The 23,916-nt window shown below is 69.7% G+C and carries 24 protein-coding genes and 1 tRNA gene; 21 read left to right on the forward strand and 4 right to left on the reverse strand.

The window, feature by feature from the left end; genetic code table 11:
• Positions 1–51: 51 nt before the first annotated feature.
• Positions 52–1,617, forward strand: coding sequence for a transglycosylase SLT domain-containing protein (locus tag MNO14_RS06065; protein WP_241945827.1), 1,566 nt, complete (start codon positions 52–54; stop codon positions 1,615–1,617).
• 43 nt (positions 1,618–1,660) lie between these two features.
• Here the strand turns inward: MNO14_RS06065 and asd are convergent, their stop codons facing one another.
• The gene (gene asd / locus MNO14_RS06070; protein WP_241945828.1) at positions 1,661–2,509 is read right to left on the reverse strand and encodes an archaetidylserine decarboxylase; all 849 of its coding nucleotides are present in this window, start codon (positions 2,507–2,509) and stop codon (positions 1,661–1,663) included.
• On the reverse strand, positions 2,506–3,168 hold the full coding sequence (locus MNO14_RS06075; RefSeq protein ID WP_343226415.1) for an SCO family protein: 663 nt from the start codon (positions 3,166–3,168) through the stop codon (positions 2,506–2,508). The genes asd and MNO14_RS06075 overlap by 4 nt, the downstream gene beginning before the upstream one ends.
• Before the next feature lie 133 nt (positions 3,169–3,301).
• Here MNO14_RS06075 and prmB point away from each other — a divergent pair, with 133 nt between their 5' ends.
• From prmB to MNO14_RS06110, 7 genes are all read left to right on the forward strand, one after another.
• A complete protein-coding gene (gene prmB, locus MNO14_RS06080; protein WP_241945829.1) occupies positions 3,302–4,273 on the forward strand; it encodes a 50S ribosomal protein L3 N(5)-glutamine methyltransferase in 972 nt (323 codons plus the stop codon).
• A 79-nt stretch (positions 4,274–4,352) separates the two neighbouring features.
• A complete protein-coding gene (aroC, locus tag MNO14_RS06085) occupies positions 4,353–5,471 on the forward strand; it encodes a chorismate synthase (protein WP_241945830.1) in 1,119 nt (372 codons plus the stop codon).
• Positions 5,464–6,480 carry a D-glycerate dehydrogenase gene (locus tag MNO14_RS06090; protein WP_241945831.1) on the forward strand — a complete coding sequence of 339 codons (1,017 nt, stop codon included), beginning with the start codon at positions 5,464–5,466 and terminating at the stop codon, positions 6,478–6,480. The genes aroC and MNO14_RS06090 overlap by 8 nt, the downstream gene beginning before the upstream one ends.
• Positions 6,481–6,557: 77 nt before the next feature.
• On the forward strand, positions 6,558–7,586 hold the full coding sequence (locus tag MNO14_RS06095; RefSeq protein WP_241945832.1) for an aspartate-semialdehyde dehydrogenase: 1,029 nt from the start codon (positions 6,558–6,560) through the stop codon (positions 7,584–7,586).
• 78 nt (positions 7,587–7,664) lie between these two features.
• Positions 7,665–9,491 (forward strand): FimV/HubP family polar landmark protein, encoded by a 1,827-nt coding sequence (locus tag MNO14_RS06100; protein ID WP_241945833.1) that lies wholly within the window; start codon positions 7,665–7,667, stop codon positions 9,489–9,491.
• Positions 9,492–9,498: 7 nt separating this feature from the next.
• A complete protein-coding gene (truA, locus tag MNO14_RS06105) occupies positions 9,499–10,287 on the forward strand; it encodes a tRNA pseudouridine(38-40) synthase TruA (RefSeq protein WP_241945834.1) in 789 nt (262 codons plus the stop codon).
• Entirely contained in the window at positions 10,284–10,913 is a 630-nt protein-coding gene (locus MNO14_RS06110; protein WP_241945835.1) for a phosphoribosylanthranilate isomerase, read from the forward strand. Before truA ends, MNO14_RS06110 begins: the two co-directional genes overlap by 4 nt.
• Positions 10,914–10,944: 31 nt before the next feature.
• Here the strand turns inward: MNO14_RS06110 and MNO14_RS06115 are convergent, their stop codons facing one another.
• Entirely contained in the window at positions 10,945–11,829 is an 885-nt protein-coding gene (locus MNO14_RS06115; RefSeq protein ID WP_241945836.1) for a LysR family transcriptional regulator, read from the reverse strand.
• A gap of 96 nt (positions 11,830–11,925) precedes the next feature.
• Between MNO14_RS06115 and trpB the strand changes: the two genes are divergently transcribed.
• From trpB to MNO14_RS06140, 5 genes are all read left to right on the forward strand, one after another.
• Positions 11,926–13,143, forward strand: a complete 1,218-nt coding sequence (trpB, locus tag MNO14_RS06120) for a tryptophan synthase subunit beta (RefSeq protein WP_241945837.1) — start codon at positions 11,926–11,928, stop codon at positions 13,141–13,143.
• Positions 13,140–13,970, forward strand: a complete 831-nt coding sequence (gene trpA / locus MNO14_RS06125; protein ID WP_241945838.1) for a tryptophan synthase subunit alpha — start codon at positions 13,140–13,142, stop codon at positions 13,968–13,970. The genes trpB and trpA overlap by 4 nt, the downstream gene beginning before the upstream one ends.
• Before the next feature lie 79 nt (positions 13,971–14,049).
• A complete protein-coding gene (accD, locus tag MNO14_RS06130; RefSeq protein ID WP_241945839.1) occupies positions 14,050–14,931 on the forward strand; it encodes an acetyl-CoA carboxylase, carboxyltransferase subunit beta in 882 nt (293 codons plus the stop codon).
• The gene (glmM, locus tag MNO14_RS06135; RefSeq protein ID WP_241945840.1) at positions 14,928–16,277 is read left to right on the forward strand and encodes a phosphoglucosamine mutase; all 1,350 of its coding nucleotides are present in this window, start codon (positions 14,928–14,930) and stop codon (positions 16,275–16,277) included. Before accD ends, glmM begins: the two co-directional genes overlap by 4 nt.
• Positions 16,278–16,294: 17 nt before the next feature.
• Positions 16,295–17,233, forward strand: a complete 939-nt coding sequence (locus tag MNO14_RS06140) for a 2-oxoglutarate and iron-dependent oxygenase domain-containing protein (RefSeq protein ID WP_241945841.1) — start codon at positions 16,295–16,297, stop codon at positions 17,231–17,233.
• A 516-nt stretch (positions 17,234–17,749) separates the two neighbouring features.
• On the opposite strand, the gene MNO14_RS06145 is transcribed toward MNO14_RS06140, so the two are convergent.
• A complete protein-coding gene (locus MNO14_RS06145) occupies positions 17,750–18,463 on the reverse strand; it encodes a DUF481 domain-containing protein (RefSeq protein ID WP_241945842.1) in 714 nt (237 codons plus the stop codon).
• Between the two features lie 185 nt (positions 18,464–18,648).
• On the opposite strand from MNO14_RS06145, the gene tpiA reads away from it, so the two are divergent.
• The 8 genes from tpiA (at position 18,649) to nuoE (ending at position 23,905) form a co-directional block, all read left to right on the forward strand.
• Positions 18,649–19,407 (forward strand): triose-phosphate isomerase, encoded by a 759-nt coding sequence (tpiA, locus tag MNO14_RS06150; RefSeq protein ID WP_241945843.1) that lies wholly within the window; start codon positions 18,649–18,651, stop codon positions 19,405–19,407.
• Positions 19,408–19,446: 39 nt separating this feature from the next.
• Positions 19,447–19,884 carry a preprotein translocase subunit SecG gene (gene secG, locus MNO14_RS06155; RefSeq protein WP_241945844.1) on the forward strand — a complete coding sequence of 146 codons (438 nt, stop codon included), beginning with the start codon at positions 19,447–19,449 and terminating at the stop codon, positions 19,882–19,884.
• 61 nt (positions 19,885–19,945) lie between these two features.
• Positions 19,946–20,030, forward strand: a tRNA-Leu gene (locus MNO14_RS06160).
• A gap of 346 nt (positions 20,031–20,376) precedes the next feature.
• Complete coding sequence (locus MNO14_RS06165; RefSeq protein WP_183426507.1) at positions 20,377–20,733, forward strand: NADH-quinone oxidoreductase subunit A; 357 nt, start codon at positions 20,377–20,379, stop codon at positions 20,731–20,733.
• Positions 20,724–21,302, forward strand: a complete 579-nt coding sequence (locus MNO14_RS06170) for an NADH-quinone oxidoreductase subunit B (RefSeq protein ID WP_183426506.1) — start codon at positions 20,724–20,726, stop codon at positions 21,300–21,302. The genes MNO14_RS06165 and MNO14_RS06170 overlap by 10 nt, the downstream gene beginning before the upstream one ends.
• A complete protein-coding gene (locus MNO14_RS06175; RefSeq protein ID WP_241945845.1) occupies positions 21,295–22,068 on the forward strand; it encodes an NADH-quinone oxidoreductase subunit C in 774 nt (257 codons plus the stop codon). The genes MNO14_RS06170 and MNO14_RS06175 overlap by 8 nt, the downstream gene beginning before the upstream one ends.
• A complete protein-coding gene (locus MNO14_RS06180) occupies positions 22,065–23,381 on the forward strand; it encodes an NADH-quinone oxidoreductase subunit D (RefSeq protein ID WP_241945846.1) in 1,317 nt (438 codons plus the stop codon). Before MNO14_RS06175 ends, MNO14_RS06180 begins: the two co-directional genes overlap by 4 nt.
• Entirely contained in the window at positions 23,378–23,905 is a 528-nt protein-coding gene (gene nuoE / locus MNO14_RS06185; protein WP_241945847.1) for an NADH-quinone oxidoreductase subunit NuoE, read from the forward strand. The genes MNO14_RS06180 and nuoE overlap by 4 nt, the downstream gene beginning before the upstream one ends.
• Positions 23,906–23,916 lie beyond the last annotated feature (11 nt).

Below are 23,916 nucleotides of genomic sequence, written 5' to 3' on the forward strand. Positions count from 1 at the left end.
GCGGCGCGATGGCCGGGGCTACCCTGCCGGCCCCTCAGAGCGAAGTCCCGCATGCCCGAGTCCCGGTTCTCCCGTCGTTTTCCGCTCGCGCACCTGGGTGCGCTGGCGCTGGCGCTGGTTCTGTCCAGTCACGCCACCGATGCGCAGGCCCAGTCGCGCCGCGACCGCGAGGCGGCCGAGGCGTTGAATCAGCGCATGCTCGATGCCGAGGGGCGCTACCGCGAAGCGCTGGTGCGCATCGCCAACGACGACCCGGCGGGCGTCGAGGCGAGCAATGCCGCGCTCGAGGACATGGAAGACGTGATGGTGGCCTGCGAGAAGCAGCGCGGCTGCAGCGTCCCGCAGCTGTTGACCAGCTACAAGCGCCTGCTCAAGGCCGATGCCGACGCGCAGGCCGGGCAGGGCGAGGACGACGCGCCGGTCGATGCGCCCGACGGCAGCCTGCCGACCGCCGATGTGCCCGCCGCTGCCAGCGCTTCGGCGCTGCTGAGCGAGGACGAGCGGTTCAAGCGCATGGTCGAGCTCAATCCCGCCGTCCAGGCCGGCATCCGCCGCTGGCTCACCGACATGCGCGTGTCGCTGATCACCAGCCACGAGAACTACCAGTACATGCGGCATCTGATGTCGCCGGCCTTCAAGCGCAGCGGCCTGCCCGAGGCGCTGCTGTTCGGCATCATGGCCAAGGAATCCAACGGCCGGGTACACGCGCGTTCCCGTGCCGGCGCCGCCGGGCCGCTGCAGTTCATGCCGGCGACCGGGCGCCGGTTCGGCCTGGGCCCCGACGGCAGCGGCTTCGACACGCGCTACGACCCGCGCCAGGCGGCCGATGCGGCGGCGGTGTATCTCAACGAGCGGTTCGCGCAGCACGGCAACGAGATCGAGTACTGGCTGGCCGCCTACAACGGTGGCGAGGGGCGCGCGCTGCGCGTCTATCGCGAGGCCGCGGGCCGGCGCTTCTGGGACCCGGACGTCTACAACCAGTTCCCGCCCGAGACCCGCGACTACGTGCCGATGGTGATTGCCGCGGCGTGGCTGTACCTGCACCCGCAGGAGTACGGACTGACCTTCCCCAAGGTCGATGCGCGGCCGGCGACGTTCCGTCTCGAGCGGCCGGCGTCGATCTACGAGTTGACGATCTGCCTGGGCAACGGCAATACCCGCGACGGCTACATGCGCGCGCTGCGCAACCTCAACCCCAGCTTTGAGGCCGAGAGCCTGCTGCCGGTGGGCACCGTGCTCAACGGCACCGTGCGCATGGCTGGGCTGTATCGCCAGTGGTGCGTGCGCGGTGCGCGCGCCGACCTCGCGGCCGAGCTGGTGAACAGCGACCCGCGCGCGGCGATCGTGCGCACCGGTGCGATCGAGGTGTTGCCAGACGCGAACGCTGACGTGCCGGCGGCGCTGCCGGCCGCGCCCGCCGCTCCGCGGCCGCCGCAGGTCACCCCTGCGCCGGCGCCCGCGCGCAGCCATCGCGTCGCCCGCGGCGACACGCTGGGCAAGATCGCGCAGCGCTATGGCTGCAACATCTCGACGCTGGCGCGCGCCAACGGCCTGCGCGCGCCGGCATACGCGCTCAAGCCGGGTCAGACACTGACGCTGCAGGGCTGCGCGCGCTGAACGCTGTGCGCGTCCTCTCCCGCATGCGGGGAGGGCGCGATGGTCACGCGCCCAGGCGCGTGGCCAGCCGTTCGCCCAGGCGCACCGGCGACTCGGCGTGCAGCGCCGGTGCCAGTTCGGCCACGCCAGGCGGCAGCAGCACGATCACCGTCGAGCCGTAGTTGAAGCGCGCCATCTCGGCGAAGCGCTCAAGCACGATGCCGCGCCCGCGGTAGTCCTTGCGCTGGATGCGGTCGCCGTAGGCGGGGATCTCTTCGCCGGCCCAGACCGTTTCCACGCCGGAAACCAGCAGCGCACCGACCATTACCTGGACCATTGGCCCGAAGTCGGTATCGAAGTGGCACACCAGCCGCTCGTTGCGCGCGAACAGCCGCGGCACATTGGCGACCGCGTCGGTGCCGACGCTGAACAGCCGGCCCGGAACGTGCACGGTCTCGCGCAGCGTGCCGGTCCAGGCCATATGCACGCGGTGGTAGTCGCGCGGCGACAGGTACACGGTGGCGTAGCGGCCGTCGAGGTAGGGCGCTGCGTCGTCGGCATCGCCGAGCAGTTCGGCGACGGTGAACGACTGCCCCTTGGCCTGGAAGATGCGATCACCGTCGATTGCGCCGCACTGGCTGATGTGGCCGTCGGCCGGCATCAGCAATGCGCGCGGGTCGGGGTCGGGGCTGCGCGCGCCCTCGCGCAGGGCGCGGGTGAAGAACGCATTGAAGCTGGCGTAGGACGCCGGGTCGGGATTGGCCGCCTCCGACAGGTCGACGCCGAAGCGGCGTACGACCGTGTCGATCAGCCAGCGTCGTGTGCCCGGATGGGTCGAGTAGGCCAGTCGGCGCGCCATCGACGACAGCAGACGGTGCGGCAGCGCATAGGTCAGCGTGGTCGTCAGGCTCATGGGCGCGCGTCCGGGGTCAGGCGCAGCAGGTCGTCGGCGATGGCCTCGGGCTGGGGTGTCTCGCCGTTGAGGACGCTGCCCGAGACCACGCCGGCCATGCGGCCCTGGGGGTCGAGCACTGCCATCGAGGCGCTGTGATCGATCGTGTAGGCGCCGGCTGGCGCGTCGCCGCGCAGCGGCACCTTGGCGAACACCATCGACAGCGCGCGCGTGAAGCGCTCGAGCGTCGGCAGGTCGGCGGTCGCGGCCAGGGTGTCGCGGTGGAAGGCATGTGCGTAGTCGCCGAGTCGCTGTGGCGTGTCGCGCTCGGGGTCCACCGACACGAACAGCACCCGCGGCCGGGTCGCCTCGGGTAGTGCTTCCCAGCGCCGCTGGGCTTGCGCCAACTGGGTCAGCGTCATCGGGCACACATCGGGACACTGAGTGAAGCCGATGAACACCAGGGTCCAATGTCCGGCCAGCGCACTGGTCGGCAGCGGGGTGCCGTCAGCCTGCTGCAGCGTGATCTGCGGCAGCGCGCGCGGCTGGGGATAGAGCTGCACGACCTGCAGCGGCGGGCGATCAGCGCCGCCGTCGGTGAAGTAGCGCTGCGCTGCGAGCAGGCCCAGCCCGCCGGCGAGTGCGATGCACAGGATCACGAGGGTGGTGCGGTTGAACATCCGTCTGGGGCCGCCGAGTCGAGGGATCGGCCATCATAGCCCGCCGCGTGCGCCCGTCCGGCTGCACGCGGGAGTGCGGCGGCGGCTGACCTATAATCGCCGGCCATCAGCCGTCCCCCGAGCCGCGCGCGCCATGACCGAAGAACTGCAGACGATCGTCGACCTGATCCGCTATGGCGCCAGTCGCTTCAACGCCGCCGGGCTGACCTTCGGCCACAGCTACGATAACGCGATCGACGAGGCCACCCAGCTCACGCTCCACGCGCTGCACCTGCCGCACGACCTGAGCCCGGTCTATGGGCAGTCTCGGGTCACGTTGGCCGAGAAGGAAGACGTGCTGGGCCTGTTCCTGCGCCGTATCGAGGAGCGGATCCCGGCGGCCTACCTGACCGGCGAGGCGTGGTTCGCCGGTCTGAGCTTCAAGTCCGACCGCCGCGCCCTGGTGCCGCGCTCGCCGATCGCCGAACTGATCCTGTCCGGCTTCGAGCCGTGGCTGGGCGGCCGCGAGGTGCGTCGCGCGCTGGACTTGTGCACCGGTTCTGGCTGCATCGCGATCGCGATGGCGCACCACAATCCCGATTGGCACGTCGACGGCGTCGATCTCAGCGACGAGGCGCTGTCGCTGGCGGCCGAGAACGAGGCCCGGCTGGAGGTGCGCAACACGCGCTTCCTCAAGTCCGATCTGTTCGAGGGCCTGCAGGGCGAGCATTACGACCTGATCGTGACCAATCCGCCGTATGTGACCAACGACGAGACCGACGCGTTGCCGCGCGAGTACGGCTACGAGCCCGAGATGGGCCTGCGCGCCGGCGACGACGGCCTGGACTTGGTGCTGAAGATCCTGCGCGACGCGCCGCTGCACCTGACCGAGGACGGGCTGCTGATCTGCGAAGTTGGCGAGTCCGAGCAGCATCTGATCAAGCTGCTGCCCGAGTTGCCGTTGCTGTGGGTCGAGTTCCAGGTCGGGCAGATGGGCGTGTTCGTCGTCGAGCGCCGCGACCTGGTCGCGCACAACGCACGTATCGCCGAGCTTGCAGCCGCGCGCGCATCAGTGTCGGGTGCGGCGTCCAGCACTGCCGCTGGCCCGGCCAGCGACCTGTTCTGACGCACCGCACCACGGGCCGGCCCAGCGCGTTAAGCTTGGCGGCCCTCCTGTTTCGACGGCGCACTGGCGCCGCGGTGCCATGTCCAGCAATCGTTTCGGTCAGATGTTCAGTGTCACGACCTTCGGCGAGAGCCACGGACCGGCGATCGGCTGCGTGGTCGACGGCTGCCCGCCCGGGATCGCGCTCGCGCCGGAGGACTTCACCCATGATCTGACGCGGCGGGCGACCGGCAAGAGCCGGCACACCTCGGCGCGCCGCGAGGCCGATGCGGTCGAGATCCTCAGCGGCGTGTATGAAGGGGTCACCACCGGCACGCCGATCGCGCTGCTGATCCGCAATACCGACCAGCGCAGCAAGGACTACGCGAACATCGCCGCGCAGTTCCGCCCCGGCCATGCCGACTACGTCTATTGGCAGAAGTACGGCATCCGCGACCCGCGCGGCGGTGGGCGTTCGTCGGCCCGCGAGACGACGATGCGCGTGGCCGCCGGCACGATCGCCAAGAAGTGGCTCGCGCAGCGCCATGGCGTCCAGGTGCACGGCTGGCTGTCGCAATTGGGCGAGCTCGTGCCGTCGGTGTCCGACCCGCAGGCGATCGACTGGGCCACGGTCGAAGCCAACGCGTTCTTCTGGCCGGATGCGGCGCAGGTGCCCGAACTGGAGGCCTACATGGACGCGCTGCGCAAGTCCGGCGATTCGGTCGGCGCGCGCGTGACCGTGGTCGCCGATGGCGTGCCGCCGGGCTGGGGCGCGCCGATCTACGGCAAGCTCGACGGCGACCTGGCAGCGGCGATGATGTCGATCAACGCGGTCAAAGGCGTCGAGGTCGGCGACGGCTTCGCATCGGTCGCCCAGCGCGGCAGCACGCACCGCGATCTGATGACGCCGGCCGGTTTCGCCTCCAACCATGCCGGCGGTGTGCTCGGCGGCATCAGCACCGGCCAGCAGATCGTGGTCTCGACCGCGTTCAAGCCGACCTCGAGCCTGCGTCTGCCGGCCGACGGCGTCGATGTCGACGGCAACGTTGTCGAGGTCATCACCACCGGCCGCCACGATCCCTGCGTGGGTATCCGCGCCACGCCGATCTGCGAGGCGATGCTGGCGCTGGTGCTGATGGACCAGGCGCTTCGCCATCGCGCGCAGTGTGGCGATGTCGGCGAGGTGGGGCCGCGGATCCCGGGGCGCATCGATGGCTGAGCCGCGTCCGCGGGTCTGGGTCGCGCAGCCGCTGTTCGACGACATCGTCGCGCGGCTGCACGCGCACTTCGACGTCGTGCAGGTGCCCTCGGTCGTCGAGCACGATGCGGCCGCCGTCGCCGCCGCGTTGCGCGACGCCGACGGCGCGCTGGTGACGCTCAACGAGCGCATCGGCCAGGCCGAGATCGCCGCGGCCCCGCGCCTGCGTGCGATCGCCAATGTCGGGGTGGGCTACAACAACCTCGATATCGCCGCGCTGCACGCGCGCGGCATCGTCGCGACCAATACACCTGACGTGCTCACCGAGACCACCGCCGACTTCGGTTTCGCGATGCTGATGGCCGCTGCGCGCCGCATCACCGAGGCCGAACGCCATCTGCGCGCGGGGCGCTGGCAGGGCTGGAACTTCAAGGGCCTGCTCGGCGCCGATCTGCACGGCAGCACGCTGGGCATCCTGGGCATGGGGCGGATCGGGCAGGGCATCGCCCGGCGCGCCGCCGGTTTCGACATGCGCGTGCTGTATCACAATCGTAGCCGCCTGCCCGCGGAGACCGAGCGCAGCTGCAACGCGCACTACGTCGAGTTCGAGGCGCTGTTCGCGCAGGCCGACCACCTGGTGCTGGTACTGCCGTACTCGGCCGCCACCCACCATATCGTCGATGCCGCCGCGCTGGCGCGGATGAAACCGACGGCGACGCTGACCAACATCGCCCGCGGCGGCATCGTCGATGAGGGCGCGCTGGCCGACGCGCTGGCGCATGGGCGTCTGGCATCGGCGGCGCTCGACGTGTTCGAGGGCGAGCCCGATGTCGACCCGCGCCTGCTCGCGCTCGACAACGTGGTGCTGACCCCGCACATCGCCAGCGGCAGCCTGGCCACGCGCCGGGCGATGGTCACGCTGGCGGTCGACAACCTGATCGCCGCGCTGGGCGCCGGTCCCGATGCTGGCCGCCCGCCGAGCCCGATCGCACCGGTCGGCCAGGATGCGAAACGACCGGGAACCGCCTGAGCTTCCGGGCGGGCGGTTCCCCGAGCCCCCTTCAGCGCCTGCGTTTCCCATGTTCCCCTTTTTCGAGAGTGCCCCTCATGTCCCAGTCCCCCTCCCGCGCCTTCCGCGTCGCTGTCGTCGGTGCCACCGGCGCCGTCGGCGACACCATGTTGTCGATCCTCGCCGAACGCGACTTCCCGGTGTCCGAACTCATCGCCCTGGCGAGCGAGCGCTCGGCCGGCACTACCGTCAAGTTCGGCGACGAGGACATCGTCGTGCAGGACCTGGCCACGTTCGATCCGAGCGGCGTCGACATCGCGCTGTTCTCGGCCGGCGGCGACACCAGTAAGACCTACGCGCCGAAGTTCGCCGCGGCCGGCGCGGTGGTCATCGACAACAGTTCGGCATTCCGCTACGACGACGACGTGCCGCTGGTGGTCAGCGAGGTCAATCCCGAAGCCGCACGCAACCGGCCGCGCGGCATCATCGCCAATCCCAACTGCTCGACGATGCAGATGCTGGTCGCCTTGGCGCCGTTGCACCGGCAGGCGGGGATCGTGCGGATCAATGTCGCGACCTATCAGTCGGTCTCGGGCGCGGGACGTTCGGCGATGGAGGAGCTCGGCCGCCAGACCGGCGACCTGCTGAACTTCCGCGATCTCGACCCGCAGAAGTTCCCGGTGCAGATCGCCTTCAACCTGATCCCGCACATCGACGACTTCCTGGACAACGGCTTCACCAAGGAGGAGATGAAGCTGGTCTGGGAAACGCGCAAGATCCTCGGCGACGACAGCATCCTGGTGAATCCGACCGCGGTCCGCGTGCCGGTGTTCTACGGACACTCCGAAGCGGTGGCGGTGGAAACGCGCGACAAGCTCACCGTCGAGGCGGCGCGCGCGCTGCTGGCGCAGGCGCCGGGCGTGGAAGTCGTCGACGAGCGACGCGCGGGCGGCTATCCGACGCCGGTCACCCACGCCTCGGGCCGCGACGCGGTGTTCGTGGGCCGCATCCGCGAGGATCTCTCGCATCCCAACGGCCTGAACCTGTGGATCGTCTCGGACAACATCCGCAAGGGCGCTGCGCTCAATGCGGTGCAGGTGGCCGAGCTGGTCGCGGCGGAGCGCTGAGCCATGCACGCTGGCCGGCTGCCGGACGCGGCGGCGTCGACGTTGCGGAGCGCGGCGGCCGGCCGCTACAGTCGGCCGATGGATCCGGGGAAGATCGTGTCGCGCATCGTGCAGCCCCTGCTGGTGGCAGGCGTCCTGCTGGGCGTCGCCGGACCGGCCTTGGCGCTGGGACTGGGGCGCATCGAGGTCCGCTCGCAGCAGGGCGAGCCGTTGCTGGCCGAGATTCCGGTGATCTCCAGCGATCCGGCCGAACTGCGTCAGCTGCAGGCCAGACTGGCGTCACCAGAGACCTTCGCCCGTATCGGTCTGGCGCCGCCGCGCGGCGTGGTCTCGGATCTGCGCTTTGGCGTCGCGCTCGATGCGCGCGGTCGGCCGGTGATCCGGGTCACCAGCGCCGCACCGGTGCAGCAGCCGGCGCTTGCCTTCCTGGTCGAGGTCGATTGGGGGCAGGGCCGGCTGGTGCGCGAGTACTCGGCGCTGCTCGCTGTGCCCGACACCGTCGCGGCCGAAGCGCAGCCCGCCATCCAGGCGCCGATCGCCGCGCCGGCCGATGCGATCGTGCGGCCGCCGGTCGTCCCCGCCACCGAGACACCCGCTGCACCTGTGCCGTTGCAGGCGCAAGCGCCGACCGCGACCCAACCGCCGCAGGCGCCGCCGCCCGCGGCGCCGGTGCGTGCAGCGCCCAGGCCTGCGCCCGCAGCACCGCCCGCGCCGCCCACGGCCACCGCCGCCCAGCCGGCCACCACCGATCGCGCGCAGACGCTGCCGGCCGTCCGGTCCGGCCAGACCCTGTCGACGATCGCCGCACCCTTGGCGCGCGAGGCCGGCATCAGCGTCAACCAGGCGATGGTGCTGCTGCTGCGGCACAACCCTGATGCCTTCATCGGCGGCAATCTCAACCTGATCCGCCAGGGCGCCGTGCTGCGCGTGCCGCCGCGCGACGACTGGGCCGAGGCCGGCGCCGCCGAGGCCGATGCGCTGGTGCGCCAGCAGGTGGGGCAGTGGCGCGACATGCGCCGGCCTGCCTCGGAGCCGGCGCAGGCCGCGCCGCCGGTCGCGACTGCGCCGCCCGCCACCACGACGCCACCACCGTCTGCAACTCGCGCCGCACCCGCCGCGCCCACTGCGGTCGCCGCGCCATCGGCCCGGCTCGAGATCACCCCGCCGGCCGGCGACGCTGCGCCGGCGGCGACACAGTCGGGCATCGCTGCCGGCGCTGGAGGAGACATGCTGCGTCAGGACTCGCACCAGGCCGAAGAGGCCGCGATCTCGCGTGATGCGGAACTGGCCGAACTGCGGTCCCGGCTCGACGACCTGGAGCAGTTGCAACGCCAGCAGCAGCGGCTGATCGAAATGAAGGACGCCGACCTTGCGGCTGCGCAGCAGCGTCTGGATGCGGCCCATGCATCGCCGGGCGGGCCCTGGTCCTGGCTGTGGCTGGCCCCGGCGCTGCTGGTGGTCGGCGCGATCGCCTTCTTGCTCGGTCGCCGTAGCCGCCGTGCCGCACCGGCGAAGGCCACCGCGAACACCGCGGACGGAGCGCCGGCCGCTGCGCAGTCGGCCGATGCCGTGCCCGCCTTTGCGCGCTCGGCGCCGCCTGCCGCAGCACCGGTCGCTGCGCCGATCGCACCGACGACCGGCGGGCCGACCTGGCATGTCGGCGATGCCCCCCCGGCGTCCGACACCGCGCCGGCGCCCACACCCGCACCGGTCCAGACGCCGGTCGAGCTCGATCGCGTCGATGCGGTCGAACCGCCACCCGTCATCGAGCGTCTGGAACTCGCCCGCGCCTACATCGACCTGGGCGATGTCGATACCGCGCGCAGCTTGTTGCAGGACGTGGCCGGTGGCGGCGACCCGATCGCCGCGGCCGAGGCCGCGCGCCTGCTGCGCACGCTGGGCTGAACGCGCGATGCGATTCGCGCTGGGCGTCGAGTACGACGGCAATGGCTTTCTGGGATGGCAACGGCTGAGCAAGGCCGGCGAGGGCGGGCAGGAGTCGGTGCAGGCCGCGCTGGAGACGGCGCTGTCGAAGATCGCCGCGCATCCGGTGGCCACGGTCTGCGCCGGGCGCACCGATGCCGGCGTCCATGCGCAATGCCAGGTCGTGCATTTCGATACCGAGGCCGCGCGCGCGCCGCGCGCCTGGATGCTCGGCGCGACCACACTGATGCCGCCGCAGGTCAGCGTGCGCTGGTGCCAGCCGGTGCCCGATACGTTCAATGCGCGATTCTCCGCGCGCGCACGCCATTACCGCTACCGCATCCTCAACCGCCAGGTACGCCCGGCGTTGCACCGGCAGTACCTGTCGTGGGAACTGCGGCCGCTCGACGCGGCCGCGATGCATCGTGCGGCCCAGGCACTGGTCGGTGAGCAGGATTTCTCCGCGTTCCGCACCGTGCACTGCCAGGCGCCGCACGCGCGCCGCGACCTGCAGCGCATCGCGGTCCGCCGCGATGGCGACGAGGTCGTCGTCGAGGTGCAGGCCAATGCGTTTCTGCACCACATGGTCCGCAACATCGTCGGCTCGCTGCTCGAGGTCGGCGCCGGGGCGCAGCCGGAAAGCTGGATCGCCGAGGTGCTGGCCGGCCGCGATCGCCGTCTCGCCGGCCCGACCGCGCCTGCCGCCGGCCTGGTCTTTCTCGGCCCGTTGTACCCGCCGGAATGGAACCTGCCGGCGGAGGTCACGCTGCCGGCATGAGCGCGGTCCGGATCAAATTCTGCGGGCTGACCCGGCGCGAGGACGTCGAAACTGCGGTCGCGCTCGGCGTCGACGATGTCGGTTTCGTGTTCGCGGCGCGCAGCCCGCGCCGGCTTGATCTCGACCAAGCACGGGCGTTGCGCGCGGCGGTTCCGCCGCAGGTGCAAGTGGTCGCGTTGACGATGGACAACGACGCCGCCGAGGTCGCGGCGATCATCGAGCAACTCGCGCCCGACGTGCTGCAGTTCCACGGCCACGAGGACGCCGCGTTCTGTCGGAGTTTCGGGCGTCCTTATTGGAAGGCGATCGCGATGGGCGGCGATCCGATCGCCGCGCTGCGCACGCTCGGCGATTGGCCCGATGCCGCAGCGTTCCTGTTCGACGGCCATGCTGCCGGCGAGCCCGGCGGCGGCGGTACGCGCTTCGATTGGGCCGCGTTGCCCGCGGCGCTCGACCGGCCGTTCTGGCTGGCGGGCGGCCTGGAGGCCGGCAACGTGGCGCAGGCGATCGCCACCGTGCGGCCGGCGGGCGTCGACGTATCGAGCGGGATCGAATCGGCACCGGGCCGCAAGGACGCCGCGCGCATGCGCGCGTTCGTGGCGGCGGTGCGGGGGATCGGGGCCTAGCGGGGAGCGGTGCTGCGCTGCCGTATAGCGATCAAGCCAGTTCCCGCGACAGCCAGTTCGCCAGCCCGTCGGCGCGGGCATCGTCGGCATCGCGCGGGCTGGCGAGCACCCAGTGGGCGCCGGTGGCGGCAAAGCCCCAGGGGGCGAGCAGGCGACCGGCAGCGAGATCGTCCGCGACGAGTTCCTGCGGCGCGATTGCGACGCCGAGTCCGGCGACCGCGGCTTCGAGCAGGAAGTAGAGATGCTCGAAGCCCGTGCCCAGGGCCTGGGGCGGCGCTGCACCGGTGGCCGCCGCCCAGGCGGGCCAAGCCTGCGGCCGCGACAGCGTGTGCAGCAGCGGCTCGCGCAGCAGAGCGTCGGGCGCGAGCGTCCGCAGCCGTGCGACTTCGGGATGCCGGGGGCTGACGACCGGTCCGATGCGTTCGGGCGCCAATGGGCGCACGCGCCAGGTGGCGGGCCAGGGCGCCTGGCCGATCAGCAACGCGGCGTCGAAGCCGGCCAGTGACTGCGGGAACGCGCCCTCGTGCGGCGACAGGTGCAAGCGCAGTTCGGGTAACGTCTCGGCCAGCCGCGGCAGGCGCGGGATCACCCAGCGTGCGACGAGGCTGCCCGGGCAGCCGAGCACCAAGGCCTCGTCGCCCTGCGTGCGCCGGATCGTCGCGACCGCGCCGCGCAGGCGCGCGAAGGCATCGCCGGCCGCATCGCGCAGGCGTTCCCCGGCCGGCGTCAGCCGCAGGCCGCGGCCGGCGCGGACGAACAGTGGCGTGCCCAGTGTGTCCTCGAGCAGCCGCACCTGGCGGCTGACCGCGCCGTGGGTCACATGCAGAGCCTCGGCGGCCCGGGTGAGGCTGCCCAGTCGGGCGGCGGCCTCGAAGGCACGCACGGCGTTGAGCGACGGCAGATCGGCATCGGTCATCTGTGAGATTTTCTGGTAGAACGGTCAGATCTTATCGGTTCCGGGGCCGGGACGTGTGCGCTAGAGTGCAAGGCATTCTCTCTGCCGTCTCTTTCGATGTCCGACGTTCCGATCACCGATTTCCACGCCTATCCCGATGCCGCCGGCCATTTCGGTCGCTACGGGGGCCGCTTCGTCGCCGAGACGCTGGTCGGGCCGGTCGCCGAACTCGCCGCCGCCTACGACGCCGCGAAGGTCGATCCCGCGTTCCAGCAGGCGTTCGACGCTGACCTGGCGCATTACGTCGGTCGGCCCAGCCCGATCTATCACGCGCAGCGGCTCAGCGACGCGGTCGGCGGGGCGCGCATCCTGCTCAAGCGCGAGGACCTCAATCACACCGGCGCGCACAAGATCAACAACACCATCGGCCAGGCGTTGCTCGCCAGCCGCATGGGCAAGACCCGGATCATCGCCGAGACCGGCGCCGGCCAGCATGGCGTGGCCTCGGCGACCGTCGCCGCGCGACTGGGGCTCGAGTGCGTGGTCTACATGGGCGCGACCGACATCGAGCGGCAGAAGATCAACGTCTACCGCATGCGCCTGCTCGGCGCGCAGGTGGTGCCGGTGACCTCGGGCTCGGCGACGCTCAAGGATGCGCTCAACGAGGCGATGCGCGACTGGGTGACCAACATCGCCGATACCTTCTACATCATCGGCACCGTCGCCGGGCCCGACCCGTATCCGCGCATGGTCCGCGACTTCAACGCCATCGTCGGTCGTGAGGCGCGGGCACAGATGCTCGCCGAGTACGGACGGCTGCCCGACGCGATCACCGCCTGCGTGGGCGGCGGCAGCAATGCGATCGGCCTGTTCCACGCCTTCCTCAACGACCCGGATGTGCGCATCGTCGGCGCCGAGGCCGCCGGCGACGGCATCGCGACCGGTCGCCACGCCGCGTCGATCGCGGCCGGCCGGCCGGGCGTGCTGCACGGCAACCGCACCTATGTGATCTGCGACGACGACGGTCAGATCACCGAGACGCACTCGGTCTCCGCCGGTCTCGACTATCCGGGCGTCGGCCCCGAGCATGCGTTCCTGGCCGATGCCGGCCGCGCGCAGTATGTCGGTGTCACCGACGACGAAGCGCTGGCCGCGTTCCACCAACTCGCCCGGACCGAGGGCATTCTTGCGGCACTCGAATCCAGTCACGCCATCGCCCAGGCGATCAAGCTTGCACGCGACCTGCCCAAGGACGCGATCGTGCTGGCGAACCTGTCGGGCCGCGGCGACAAGGACGTGCACACGATCGCCGGGCGCGAGGGGTTCACGCTGTGAGCGCGGCCACCGGATCTGCAACGTCCCGACTCGAGGCCTGTTTCGCCGCCTTGCGCGCCAGCGGCCGCAAGGCGCTGATCCCGTTCGTCACCGCCGGCGATCCGTCGCTGGAGGCCACGGTGCCGGTGATGCATGCGCTGGTCGAGGCGGGCGCGGACATCCTCGAACTCGGCGTGCCGTTCTCCGACCCGATGGCCGACGGCCCGACGATCCAGCGCAGCTCCGAACGCGCGCTCGCACGCGGCGCCGGCATGGCCTGGGTGCTCGATACGGTGCGGGCGTTCCGGGCGAGAGATGCCGCGACCCCGGTCGTGCTGATGGGCTATCTCAACCCGATCGATATCCGTGGCCCGGCGGCCTTCGCCGCGCAGGCGCGCGAGGCCGGCGTCGATGGCGTGCTGCTGGTGGACCTGCCGCCCGAGGAGGCCGGGGAGTACCGCGCCGCATTCGATGCCCAGGGCCTGGCGCTGATCCTGCTGGCGTCGCCGACGACCGATGCCGCCCGCATCGAGACCTTGTGCGCGCAGGCGCAGGGCTACCTGTACTACGTCAGCTTCGCCGGGGTCACCGGCGCCTCCGATCGGCTCGACCCGACGCAGGCCTCGGCCAGATTGCGGACGCTGCGACAGGCCAGCCGTGCGCCGGTCGTTGCCGGCTTCGGCATCCGCGACGCCGCCGGGGCCGCGGCGATGGCGGCCGACGCCGATGGCGTGGTCGTGGGAAGCGCCCTGGTCGCCGAGATGGCCGAGGCTGCCGATCCGGGCGAGGCCGCGCGCCGCGCCGGGGCGTTCCTGGCGCCGCTGCGGGCCGCGCTCGACGCTGCCTGAACGGCGCGGCCCGGCCCCGGCCGTCGGTTACACTTCCGCGCTTCGCGGCCCCGTACGGGCCGGCGGGAGTACACGAGCCATGTCCTGGTTGCAGAAGATCATGCCGCCGCGCATCCGCACCGATGCCGCCGCGGTCCGCAAGCGCAGCGTTCCCGAGGGCCTGTGGGAGAAGTGCGAGCGCTGCAGCGCCGTGCTCTACGGCCCCGAGCTGGAAGAGAATCTCGAGGTCTGCCCCAAGTGCGGGTTTCACCGCCCGATCCGCGCGCGCGCGCGCCTGAAAGCGTTCCTGGACCCGGGCAGCGTGCAGGAGATCGCGGCCGACCTCGGCCCGACCGACGTCCTGAAGTTCAAGGACCAGAAGAAGTATTCCGACCGCATCAAGGCCGCGCAGCGCTCGACCGGCGAGCGCGACACGCTGGTCGCGATGCAGGGCACGTTGATGCAGCGCCCGATCGTCGCCAGTGCAATGGACTTCGCCTACATGGGCGGCTCGATGGGCTCGGTCGGCGGCGAGAAGTTCGCGCGCGCCGCCGAGCAGGCGCTGGCTGCCGGCACCCCGTTCGTCAGCTTCGCCGCCAGCGGCGGCATGCGCATGCAGGAGAGCATGTTCTCGCTGATGCAGATGGCCAAGACCTCGGCCGCGCTCGGCCGCCTGCGCGAGGCCGGCCTGCCGTACATCTCGGTGCTCACCAACCCGACCTTCGGCGGCGCCTCGGCCTCGTTCGCCATGCTCGGCGACATCAACATGGCCGAGCCCGAGGCGTTGATCGGCTTCGCTGGCCCGCGCGTGATCGAGCAGACCGTGCGCGAGACCCTGCCCGAAGGCTTCCAGCGCAGCGAGTTCCTGCTCGAACACGGCGCGATCGACCAGATCTGTGACCGCCGCGAACTGCGTCCGCGCATCGCGCGCCTGCTGGCGCTGCTGAGCCGGCAGGACGCGCCTTCCGAGGCTGCCGCGTGAGCCGCAGGTACTTCGGTACCGACGGTATCCGCGGTCGGGTGGGCGAGGGGTCGATCTCAGCCGATTTCGTGCTGCGCCTGGGCAACGCCTATGGCCATTCGCTGCGCGCGCGCGGCGCCGACTGGCGACGGCCGCAGGTGGTGATCGGCAAGGACACGCGGATCTCCAACTACATGTTCGAGGCCGCGCTCGAAGCCGGCCTGGTCGCGGCCGGGGTCGACGTGCAGCTGATGGGCCCGATGCCCACGCCTGCGGTCGCGCACCTTACGCGCTCGCTCGGCGCGGACGGCGGCATCGTGATTTCCGCCTCGCATAACCCGCACCACGACAACGGCATCAAGTTCTTCAGTGCGCAGGGCGAGAAACTCGACGACGCCACCGAACTGGCGATCGAGGCCGCGCTCGACCAGCCGTTCCGCACCGTGCCGTCGGAGCGGTTGGGCAAGGCGGTGCGCACGCGCGATGCGGTCGGCCGCTACGTCGAGGCCTGCAAGGCCTCGGTGCCGCGCGGCTTCGACCTCGACGGCATGCGCATCGTCGTCGACTGCGCCAACGGCGCGACCTACCAGGTCGGGCCGATCGTGCTGCGCGAGTTGGGCGCCCAGGTCGAGGTGATCGGCGCCGAGCCCAACGGCGTCAATATCAACGACGGCGTCGGCTCGACCCATCCTGAAGGCCTGGCTGCACGCGTCAGCCACAGCGGTGCCAACCTCGGCATCGCTTTCGACGGCGACGGCGACCGCGTGTTGTTCGTCGACAGCAACGGGACCGTGCGCGACGGCGACGACCTGCTGTACGTGCTGGCCCTCGACTGGCAGCAGCAGGGGCGCCTGCAAGGCCCGGTCGTCGGCACGCTGATGAGCAACTATGGGCTGGAGCGTGCCTTCGCCGAAGCTGGCGTCGGCTTCCTGCGCGCCAAGGTCGGCGATCGCTATGTACACCAGGCGCTGATCGAACACGACGGCGTGCTCGGTGGTGAGACATCCGGTCACCTGCTGTGTCTGGATCGCGCCAGCACCGGCGACGGCATCATCAGTGCGCTGCAGGTGCTCGAAGTGCTGCGCCGCCGGGGCGTGTCGCTGCAACAGGCGCTGCATGGGCTGGCGAAAGTGCCGCAGCGCACCGTCAATGTGCGCTACGCGGGCGATGCCAAACCGGCCCAGGCACCGTCGGTGCAGGCCGCGCTGACGCAGGCGCAGGCGGCGGTCGAGGGCCGCGGCCGCGCCTTCCTGCGTCCGTCGGGCACCGAGCCGGTCGTGCGCGTGACCGTCGAGGCCGACGACGCTGCGCTGATGCAAACCACGCTCGATCGACTGGCCGACGCCGTGCGCGCGGCCGCTGCCTGACTTCTGGAGGACCTGACATGACCGCCCGCATTCCGACGCTCGACATCCGGCGATTCGACACTGACCGAGACGCCTTCGTCGCCGAACTCGGCGCCGCCTACCGGCAGTGGGGCTTTGCGGGCATCAAGGGCCACGGCATTGCGCAGGCGCAGATCGATGCTGCCTACGATGTCTTCAAGGCGTTCTTCGCGCTGCCCGAGGCGACCAAGCGGAAGTATCACGTCCCCGGCGGCGGCGGCGCGCGCGGCTACACCGCGTTCGGGGTCGAGACCGCCAAGGGCGCCCAGCACTTCGACCTCAAGGAGTTCTGGCACATCGGCCGCGAGATCGCGGACGATTCGAAGTATCGCGACGTGATGCCGCCGAACCTGTGGCCGTCCGAGGTGCCGGGCTTCCGCGAGCACGGCTACGCGCTGTACCAGGCGCTCGACGCGCTGGGCGCGCGGGTGCTGTCGGCGCTCGCGCTGCACATCGGCCTGCCCGAGCACTGGTTCGCCGACAAGACCGACAGCGGCAATTCGATCCTGCGCCCGATCCACTATCCGCCGATCACCGCCGACGATATCCCCAACGTGCGCGCCGGTGCGCACGAGGACATCAACCTGATCACGCTGCTGGTCGGCGCCAGTGCGGCCGGGCTGGAGGTGCGTTCGCACGAGGGCGAATGGGTGCCGTTCACGTCGGACGCCGACACCATCGTGGTCAACATCGGCGACATGCTGCAGCGCCTGACCAATCATGTGTATCCGTCGACGACGCACCGGGTGACCAACCCGCCGGGCGAGGCCGCGCGCCAGCCGCGCTACTCGGTCCCGTTCTTTCTGCACCCCAATCCGGACTTCCTGATCGACGTGCTGCCCTCGACGGTGACCGCCGACAACCCGAGCCGCTATCCCGAGCCGATCACCGCTCAGGGCTATCTCGAGGAACGACTGCGCGAGATCAAGCTCAAGTAACGAGATTCGCGATGCGTACTAGCTGATTTGGAAACGGCGCCCTTGGGCGCCGTTTCTTCTGATTCCTCGCCGAAGTCCGAAGGGCTCGCTTCTATCTCGATCAGACGCGCGTCTTCGGAACGCGCGTCGCGCCGGCCGGGGGCTGCTCCTCGGCTCGGTCAGCCATCCTGGCTGACTCGCCGCCGCGGGCCATCCACGGCCCGTTATCGCAACCCCCGACCAGCACGACGCACCGCGTCCGACGGTGCGCAACTTCTCCCAGTATGCGGTGCTGCGTTATCCGAAGTCGGATTGCCTGCGTCCGCAGCAGCGGACTGGCAGCCGGAGGCCGCGTCGAGCGCGCCATGGATGGCGCGCGCCCGAGTCAAGGCAGGATGCCTTGACCGAGGGGGGAGCGGCTTCCGGCTGGCAGGGCGCTGCCCCTCCGAAGTGGAACCCGATTCCCGTACTTCAGAGAAGAACCGTTCTTTGGCGCGTTACGGCCTCTTCGGATCGCCTTCCACCCTTCGCCGCCTCTCAGAACCCGTACACCACGTTCACCGTCGTCAGCCGATCGGTGCGCTGGCGGTCGTCGGTGACCTCGGTGTTGTGGCGGACTTCGAAGCCGGCCTTGAGGGCGAGGGCGTCGGTCATCTTCACCTGCACGCCCAGTTCGTTGCGGGCGAAGGTGTTGTCGCTGCCCGATTCGATCAGCAGCGTGTCGTAGAGGCGGGTGCTGTCGTTGAGCTGATGGCTGAAGTCCATGAAGCCGCGGACGATCGCCTCGTTGTTGTGGACGCGCACGTCCTGCTCCTTGGCCCAGCGATAACCGGGGCCGATCTCGAACACCAGTTTGGTGCGCTCGTCCATGAAGGCCTCGAAGCCGTAGCCGCCGGCCACCGTGGTCTGGTACTCGTTGGTGCTGAAATGGTCGCGCTCACTGCGTGCCGAGCCGAACAGGTAGTGCCGCTCGCCGAGCCGATAGCCGGACGAACCGAACAGTTCGTAGCGGCGTGCGTTCTCGACCTCGTCGGCGGTGCCGTAGAGGAAAGACGCATTCACCGCATGCTTCCAAAGTGCGGTCTCGTGAGCGAGCGCGAGCTTGCCGACGATCGTTTCGCTGTCGGTGTTGCCCTTGGAAATCGCCACGCCAAGCTCGCCGGTGCCGGTCCAGCCGTCGGCGGCCAGGGCGAGCGTGGGGGCCAGCGCGAATGCGCAGGCGAGGGCGGTGCGGGCAGGGAAAGAACGCATGCGGGAACTCCGGGTCATCGTGGGGCAAAGCGCGTCACAGGCCGCGCAACAAAAAGCCGGCGAGGGCCGGCTGCGGCTATTTTGCGATGTGAAGACCGGCCTTTGAAGGCCTGGCCGATTCCCCAGCTATGCCCCGTTGGGGTGCAGCGCCTAGAATCTGCGTTCCGCATTCATGAGGATGGCCAATGCGTCCACGCATCGTCGCCGGCAACTGGAAGCTGCACGGCAGCCGTGAATTCGCCAATGCGCTGGTATCGCGGATCGCCGCGACGCCGACCCCGACGCCAGGGGTCGAGGTGGTGGTCCTGCCGCCGCTGCCTTATCTGGGCCACCTGGCCGAAACCTTCGCCGGTGCCCAGGGCCTCGCCTTCGGCGCCCAGGATGTCAGCAGCAACCAGGAGGGCGCCTATACCGGCGAGGTGTCGGCGACGATGCTCATCGATGTCGGCGCGCGTTTCGGGTTGGTGGGCCATTCCGAGCGTCGGCAGTACCACAACGAAAGCAGCGAGCACGTGGCGCGCAAGTTCCTGGCAGCGGTCAACGCCGGGCTGCGGCCGATCCTGTGCGTCGGCGAATCGCTGCAGCACCGCGACGCCGGCCTCACCGAGGACGCCATTGCCGCCCAGCTGCGCCCGGTGCTTGATCTGGTCAGCGCGGCGGCCTTCGCTGACGCGGTGGTCGCCTATGAGCCGGTCTGGGCGATCGGCACCGGCCGGACCGCGTCCCCGGACCAGGCCCAGGCCGTCCACGCCTTCATCCGTAGCGAAATCGCGGCACGGGATGCTAAGATCGCCGATTCGTTGCCGATCCTGTATGGCGGCAGCGTCAAGCCCGCCAACGCGGCCGAGCTGTTCGCGCAGCCGGACGTCGACGGCGGGTTGATCGGCGGAGCCTCGCTGTCGGCCGCCGATTTCCTGGCCATCGTCGCTGCAGCCGCGCGCTGAGCGGCCCCTCGTACCACACGTTCTGCGAGCGCCCACGCAATGCTGTTCGTCTTCAACCTCCTGTTCGTCATCATCGCGATCGCGATGATCATCCTGGTTCTGATGCAGCGCGGCGCCGGTGCGTCGGCCGGTTCGGGCTTCGGCGGCGGCGCCTCGGCCACGGTCTTCGGCGCGCGCGGTTCGTCGAACTTCCTGTCCAAGGCCACCAAATGGCTGGCGATCTCGTTCTTCTCGATCACCCTGTTCATGGCCTGGTACGCGATGCATCGTGCCAACCCCAATGCGCTGGACATGGATCTGGGTGTGATGGGGGCGCAGCAGCAGGCGCCGGCCGCGCCGGCAGCGCCGCAGGGCGATGCCGCCGTGCCTGCAGCGCCTGCGGCCTCGGGCGCTGTCCCGCAGGCGCCGGCGGATGCGGCGACCGTGCCGTCGGCACCGGCGCAGGACCCTGCGCCGCAGGCTCCCCAGTCGGAATAATTCGCGCTACAATGCGCGGCTACCGAGCGGTGTTGCAATGCGCTCGGGCGGTTTCAGGTTTGCCCAGGTGGCGGAATTGGTAGACGCACTACCTTGAGGTGGTAGCGGCTTAGGTCGTGGGGGTTCGAGTCCCCCCTTGGGCACCAGAAAATACGGACGTCGGCACGCGATGCCACGCCGGCGAAAAGCCCCCGCGAAAGCGGGGGCTTTTCGTTTTCAGGCGCGGCGTTTGAGGCGGTTGGGACGCGTTCTCACCGCCTGGATCCGGTCGGCGCCTGGGCGGCCTTGTGCGGGCTGTCGAAATCGCGTGTTCGCCCGGGGGTAATCGTTTACTCGCCAGTTCTGAAAACGGTACAATTAGGGGGATCGGTGGAGGCGTCGCCAAGGCGGCGGTCCCCGATATGCGTGAGGCGCCCAGGCGCCTCGTGAGTGCGACGTCACGACGTCGAGCCAAGGCCGCGATCGTGCGGCTGTAGCCGAGAGAACAATCCAGTGCTGGCCGAATATCTGCCGACCCTGCTGTTCCTGATCGTTGCCACGGGGATCGGCATCGCCTTGCTGGTCGTTGGCAACCTGCTCGGGCCCAAGCGCCCGTCGCTGGAGAAGCTGTCGCCCTACGAGTGCGGATTCGAGGCATTCGAGGACGCGCGCATGCAATTCGATGTGCGCTACTACCTGATCGCGATCCAGTTCATCGTCTTCGACCTGGAAATCATCTTCATCGTGCCCTGGGCCACCGTGTTCCGCGAACTCGGCATGCTCGGCCTGATCGAAATGGGCATCTTCGCCGGCATGCTGCTGCTCGGCTTCATCTACGTGTGGAAGAAGGGAGCGCTGGAATGGGAGTGAGCCAGACCGTTGCGCGCCTGATGAACAACCCGCTGCCGGAAGGCCGGGTCGATGACATCCTGCGCCCCGAAGGCGAGAACCCGCTGCTCGAGCGCGGTTTCGTCACCACCAGTTCCGACGCGCTGCTCAACTGGGCGCGGACCGGCTCGATGTGGCCGATGACCTTCGGTCTGGCCTGCTGCGCGGTGGAGATGATGCATGCCGGCGCGGCGCGTCTGGACCTGGACCGCTACGGCGTGGTGTTCCGCCCCAGCCCGCGCCAGTCCGACGTGATGATCGTGGCCGGCACCCTGGTCAACAAGATGGCCCCGGCGCTGCGCAAGGTCTACGACCAGATGCCCGATCCGAAGTGGGTGATCTCGATGGGCAGCTGCGCCAATGGCGGCGGCTACTACCACTATTCGTATTCCGTGGTGCGCGGCTGCGACCGCATCGTGCCCGTCGACGTCTATGTGCCGGGCTGTCCGCCGACGGCCGAGGCGCTGGTCTACGGCATCCTGCAGCTGCAGAAGAAGATCCGCCGCGCCACCAATTTCGGCGACGAGAAGACGGGGCTGCGCGATGCGTGACCAACCTGTTCGGGAATCGGCGAGCGCATTCGCCGCGCGCCTGCGCACCCGCTTCGCAGAGGCCGAGGTCAGCGTCGCGCTGCCGCGCGGCGAGGTGGCGATCACCACCGCCGGCGACTGGCTCGACACCTGCCGTGCGTTGCGCGATGAGTTCGGTTTCGAATCGCTGATCGACCTGTGCGGCGTCGACTACCTGGGCTACGGCAGCGACGAGTGGGACACCGAGGTGTCCTCCGAGGGTTTCAGTCGCGGTGTTGAAGGCCGCGGCCCGGGCCGCTTCCGCTTCGGCGAAGCCCCGAGCCGCCAGGTCGGCCAGCCCGATGCGACCGCCGAGATCCCGGTCCCGCAGCGCCGCTTCGTGGTGGTCGCGCAGTTGCTGTCGATCCGCCACAACCGCCGCCTGACGGTGCGCTGCTTCGCGCCGAGCGACGACCTGCCGGTGGTCTCCTCGCTGACCGGACTGTGGCCGGTCGCCGACTGGTTCGAGCGCGAGGCGTTCGACCTGTTCGGCGTGATCTTCGAAGGCCATCCCGACCTGCGCCGGATCCTGACCGACTACGGGTTCGTCGGCCATCCGTTCCGCAAGGATTTCCCGTTGATCGGCAACGTCGAAGTGCGTTACGACGCCGAGCGCAAGCGCGTGGTCTACGAGCCGGTGACCTCGGTCGAGCCGCGCGTCGGCGTGCCGCGTGTGATCCGCGACGATGCCCGCTATGCGACCGCCAGCGGCGAGCAGATGGCCCGCCGCGCGGAGGACACCAAATGAGCGCCGTGCCGACCACCTCCCTGCACCAGGCGAACACCACGCCGAGCTCGGACGTCCTCAAGCAGGAGATCCGCAATTACACGTTCAACTTCGGTCCGCAGCATCCGGCCGCGCACGGCGTGCTGCGCCTGATCCTGGAAATGGACGGCGAGACGGTGATGCGCGCCGATCCGCATATCGGCCTGCTGCATCGCGGAACCGAGAAGCTGGCCGAGTCCAAGCCGTTCAACCAGTCGATCGGCTACATGGACCGTCTCGACTACGTGTCGATGATGTGCAACGAACACGCCTACGTACGCGCCATCGAGACACTGATGGGCGTCGAGGCACCCGAGCGCGCGCAGTGGATCCGCACGCTGTTCGACGAGATCACGCGGATCCTCAACCACCTGATGTGGGTCGGCTCCAACGCGCTCGATCTGGGCGCGATGGCGGTGATGCTCTACGCGTTCCGCGAGCGCGAAGAGCTGATGGACGTCTATGAGGCGGTCTCGGGCGCGCGCATGCACGCGGCCTACTACCGGCCCGGCGGCGTCTACCGCGACCTGCCTGAGCGCATGCCGCAGTACAAGGAGTCGCGCTGGCGCAAGGGCGAGAAGCTCAAGCGCTTCAATGCCTGGCGCGAAGGCTCGATGCTCGACTACCTGGAGGCGTTTGCCAAGGACTTCCCCAGCCGCGTCGACGAGTACGAGACCCTGCTCACCGACAACCGCATCTGGAAGCAGCGCACGGTCGGCATCGGCGTCATCCCGCCCGAAAAGGCGATGGCCTGGGGCATGACCGGTCCGATGTTGCGCGGGTCGGGCATCGAATGGGATCTGCGCAAGACCCAGCCGTATGCGCGCTATGCCGATGTCGATTTCGATATCGCGGTCGGCGTCAACGGTGACTGCTACGACCGCTACCTGGTCCGCATCTTCGAGATGCGCCAGTCGGCACGGATCATCGCCCAGTGCGTGGCGTGGCTGAAGGCCAATCCCGGCCCGGTCATGCTCGACAACTACAAGGTGTCGCCGCCCTCCCGCGCGGAGATGAAGGACGACATGGAAGCGCTGATCCACCACTTCAAGCTGTTCACCGAGGGCTATTGCGTGCCCGCGGGCGAGACCTACAGCGCGGTCGAGGCGCCCAAGGGCGAGTTCGGCTGCTATCTGGTCTCCGACGGCGCGAACAAGCCGTTCCGCGTGCATCTGCGCGCGCCCGGCTTTGCGCATCTCTCGTCGATGGACGCGATCACCAAGGGCCACATGCTCTCGGACGTCGTCGCGATGATCGGCACCTACGACATCGTGTTCGGAGAAGTCGACCGATGAAGGCGACCGGAAATTTCGAGAACGCCCGCAACGTCGACCCGATGGTCGTGCTCAGCGATGACACGCGCGCGCACATCGACCACTGGTTGACCAAGTTCCCGCCCGACCGCAAGCGTTCGGCGGTGCTGCAGGGCTTGTTTGCGGCACAGGAACAGAACGGCGGTTATCTCACCGACGAGCTCATCGCCGGCGTGGCCAAGTACCTGGACCTGCCGCCGGTGTGGGCCTACGAGGTCGCGACGTTCTACTCGATGTTCGAAACCGAGAAGGTCGGCCGCAACAACGTCGCTTTCTGCACCAACATCAGCTGCTGGCTCAACGGCGCCGAGGATCTGGTCGCGCACGCCGAGAAGAAGCTCGGCTGCAAGCTGGGCGAGTCCACGGCCGACGGTCGCGTCTTCCTCAAGCGCGAGGAAGAATGCGTCGCCGCGTGCTGCGGCGCGCCGGTCGTGGTCATCAACGGTCACTACCACGAGAAGCTCTCGCCCGAAAAGGTCGACGAGCTGCTCGATGGTCTGAAGTAGGGCAACGCGCG

The sequence above is a fragment of the Luteimonas sp. S4-F44 genome, assembly GCF_022637415.1.
Classification (GTDB): Bacteria; Pseudomonadota; Gammaproteobacteria; order Xanthomonadales; family Xanthomonadaceae; genus Luteimonas.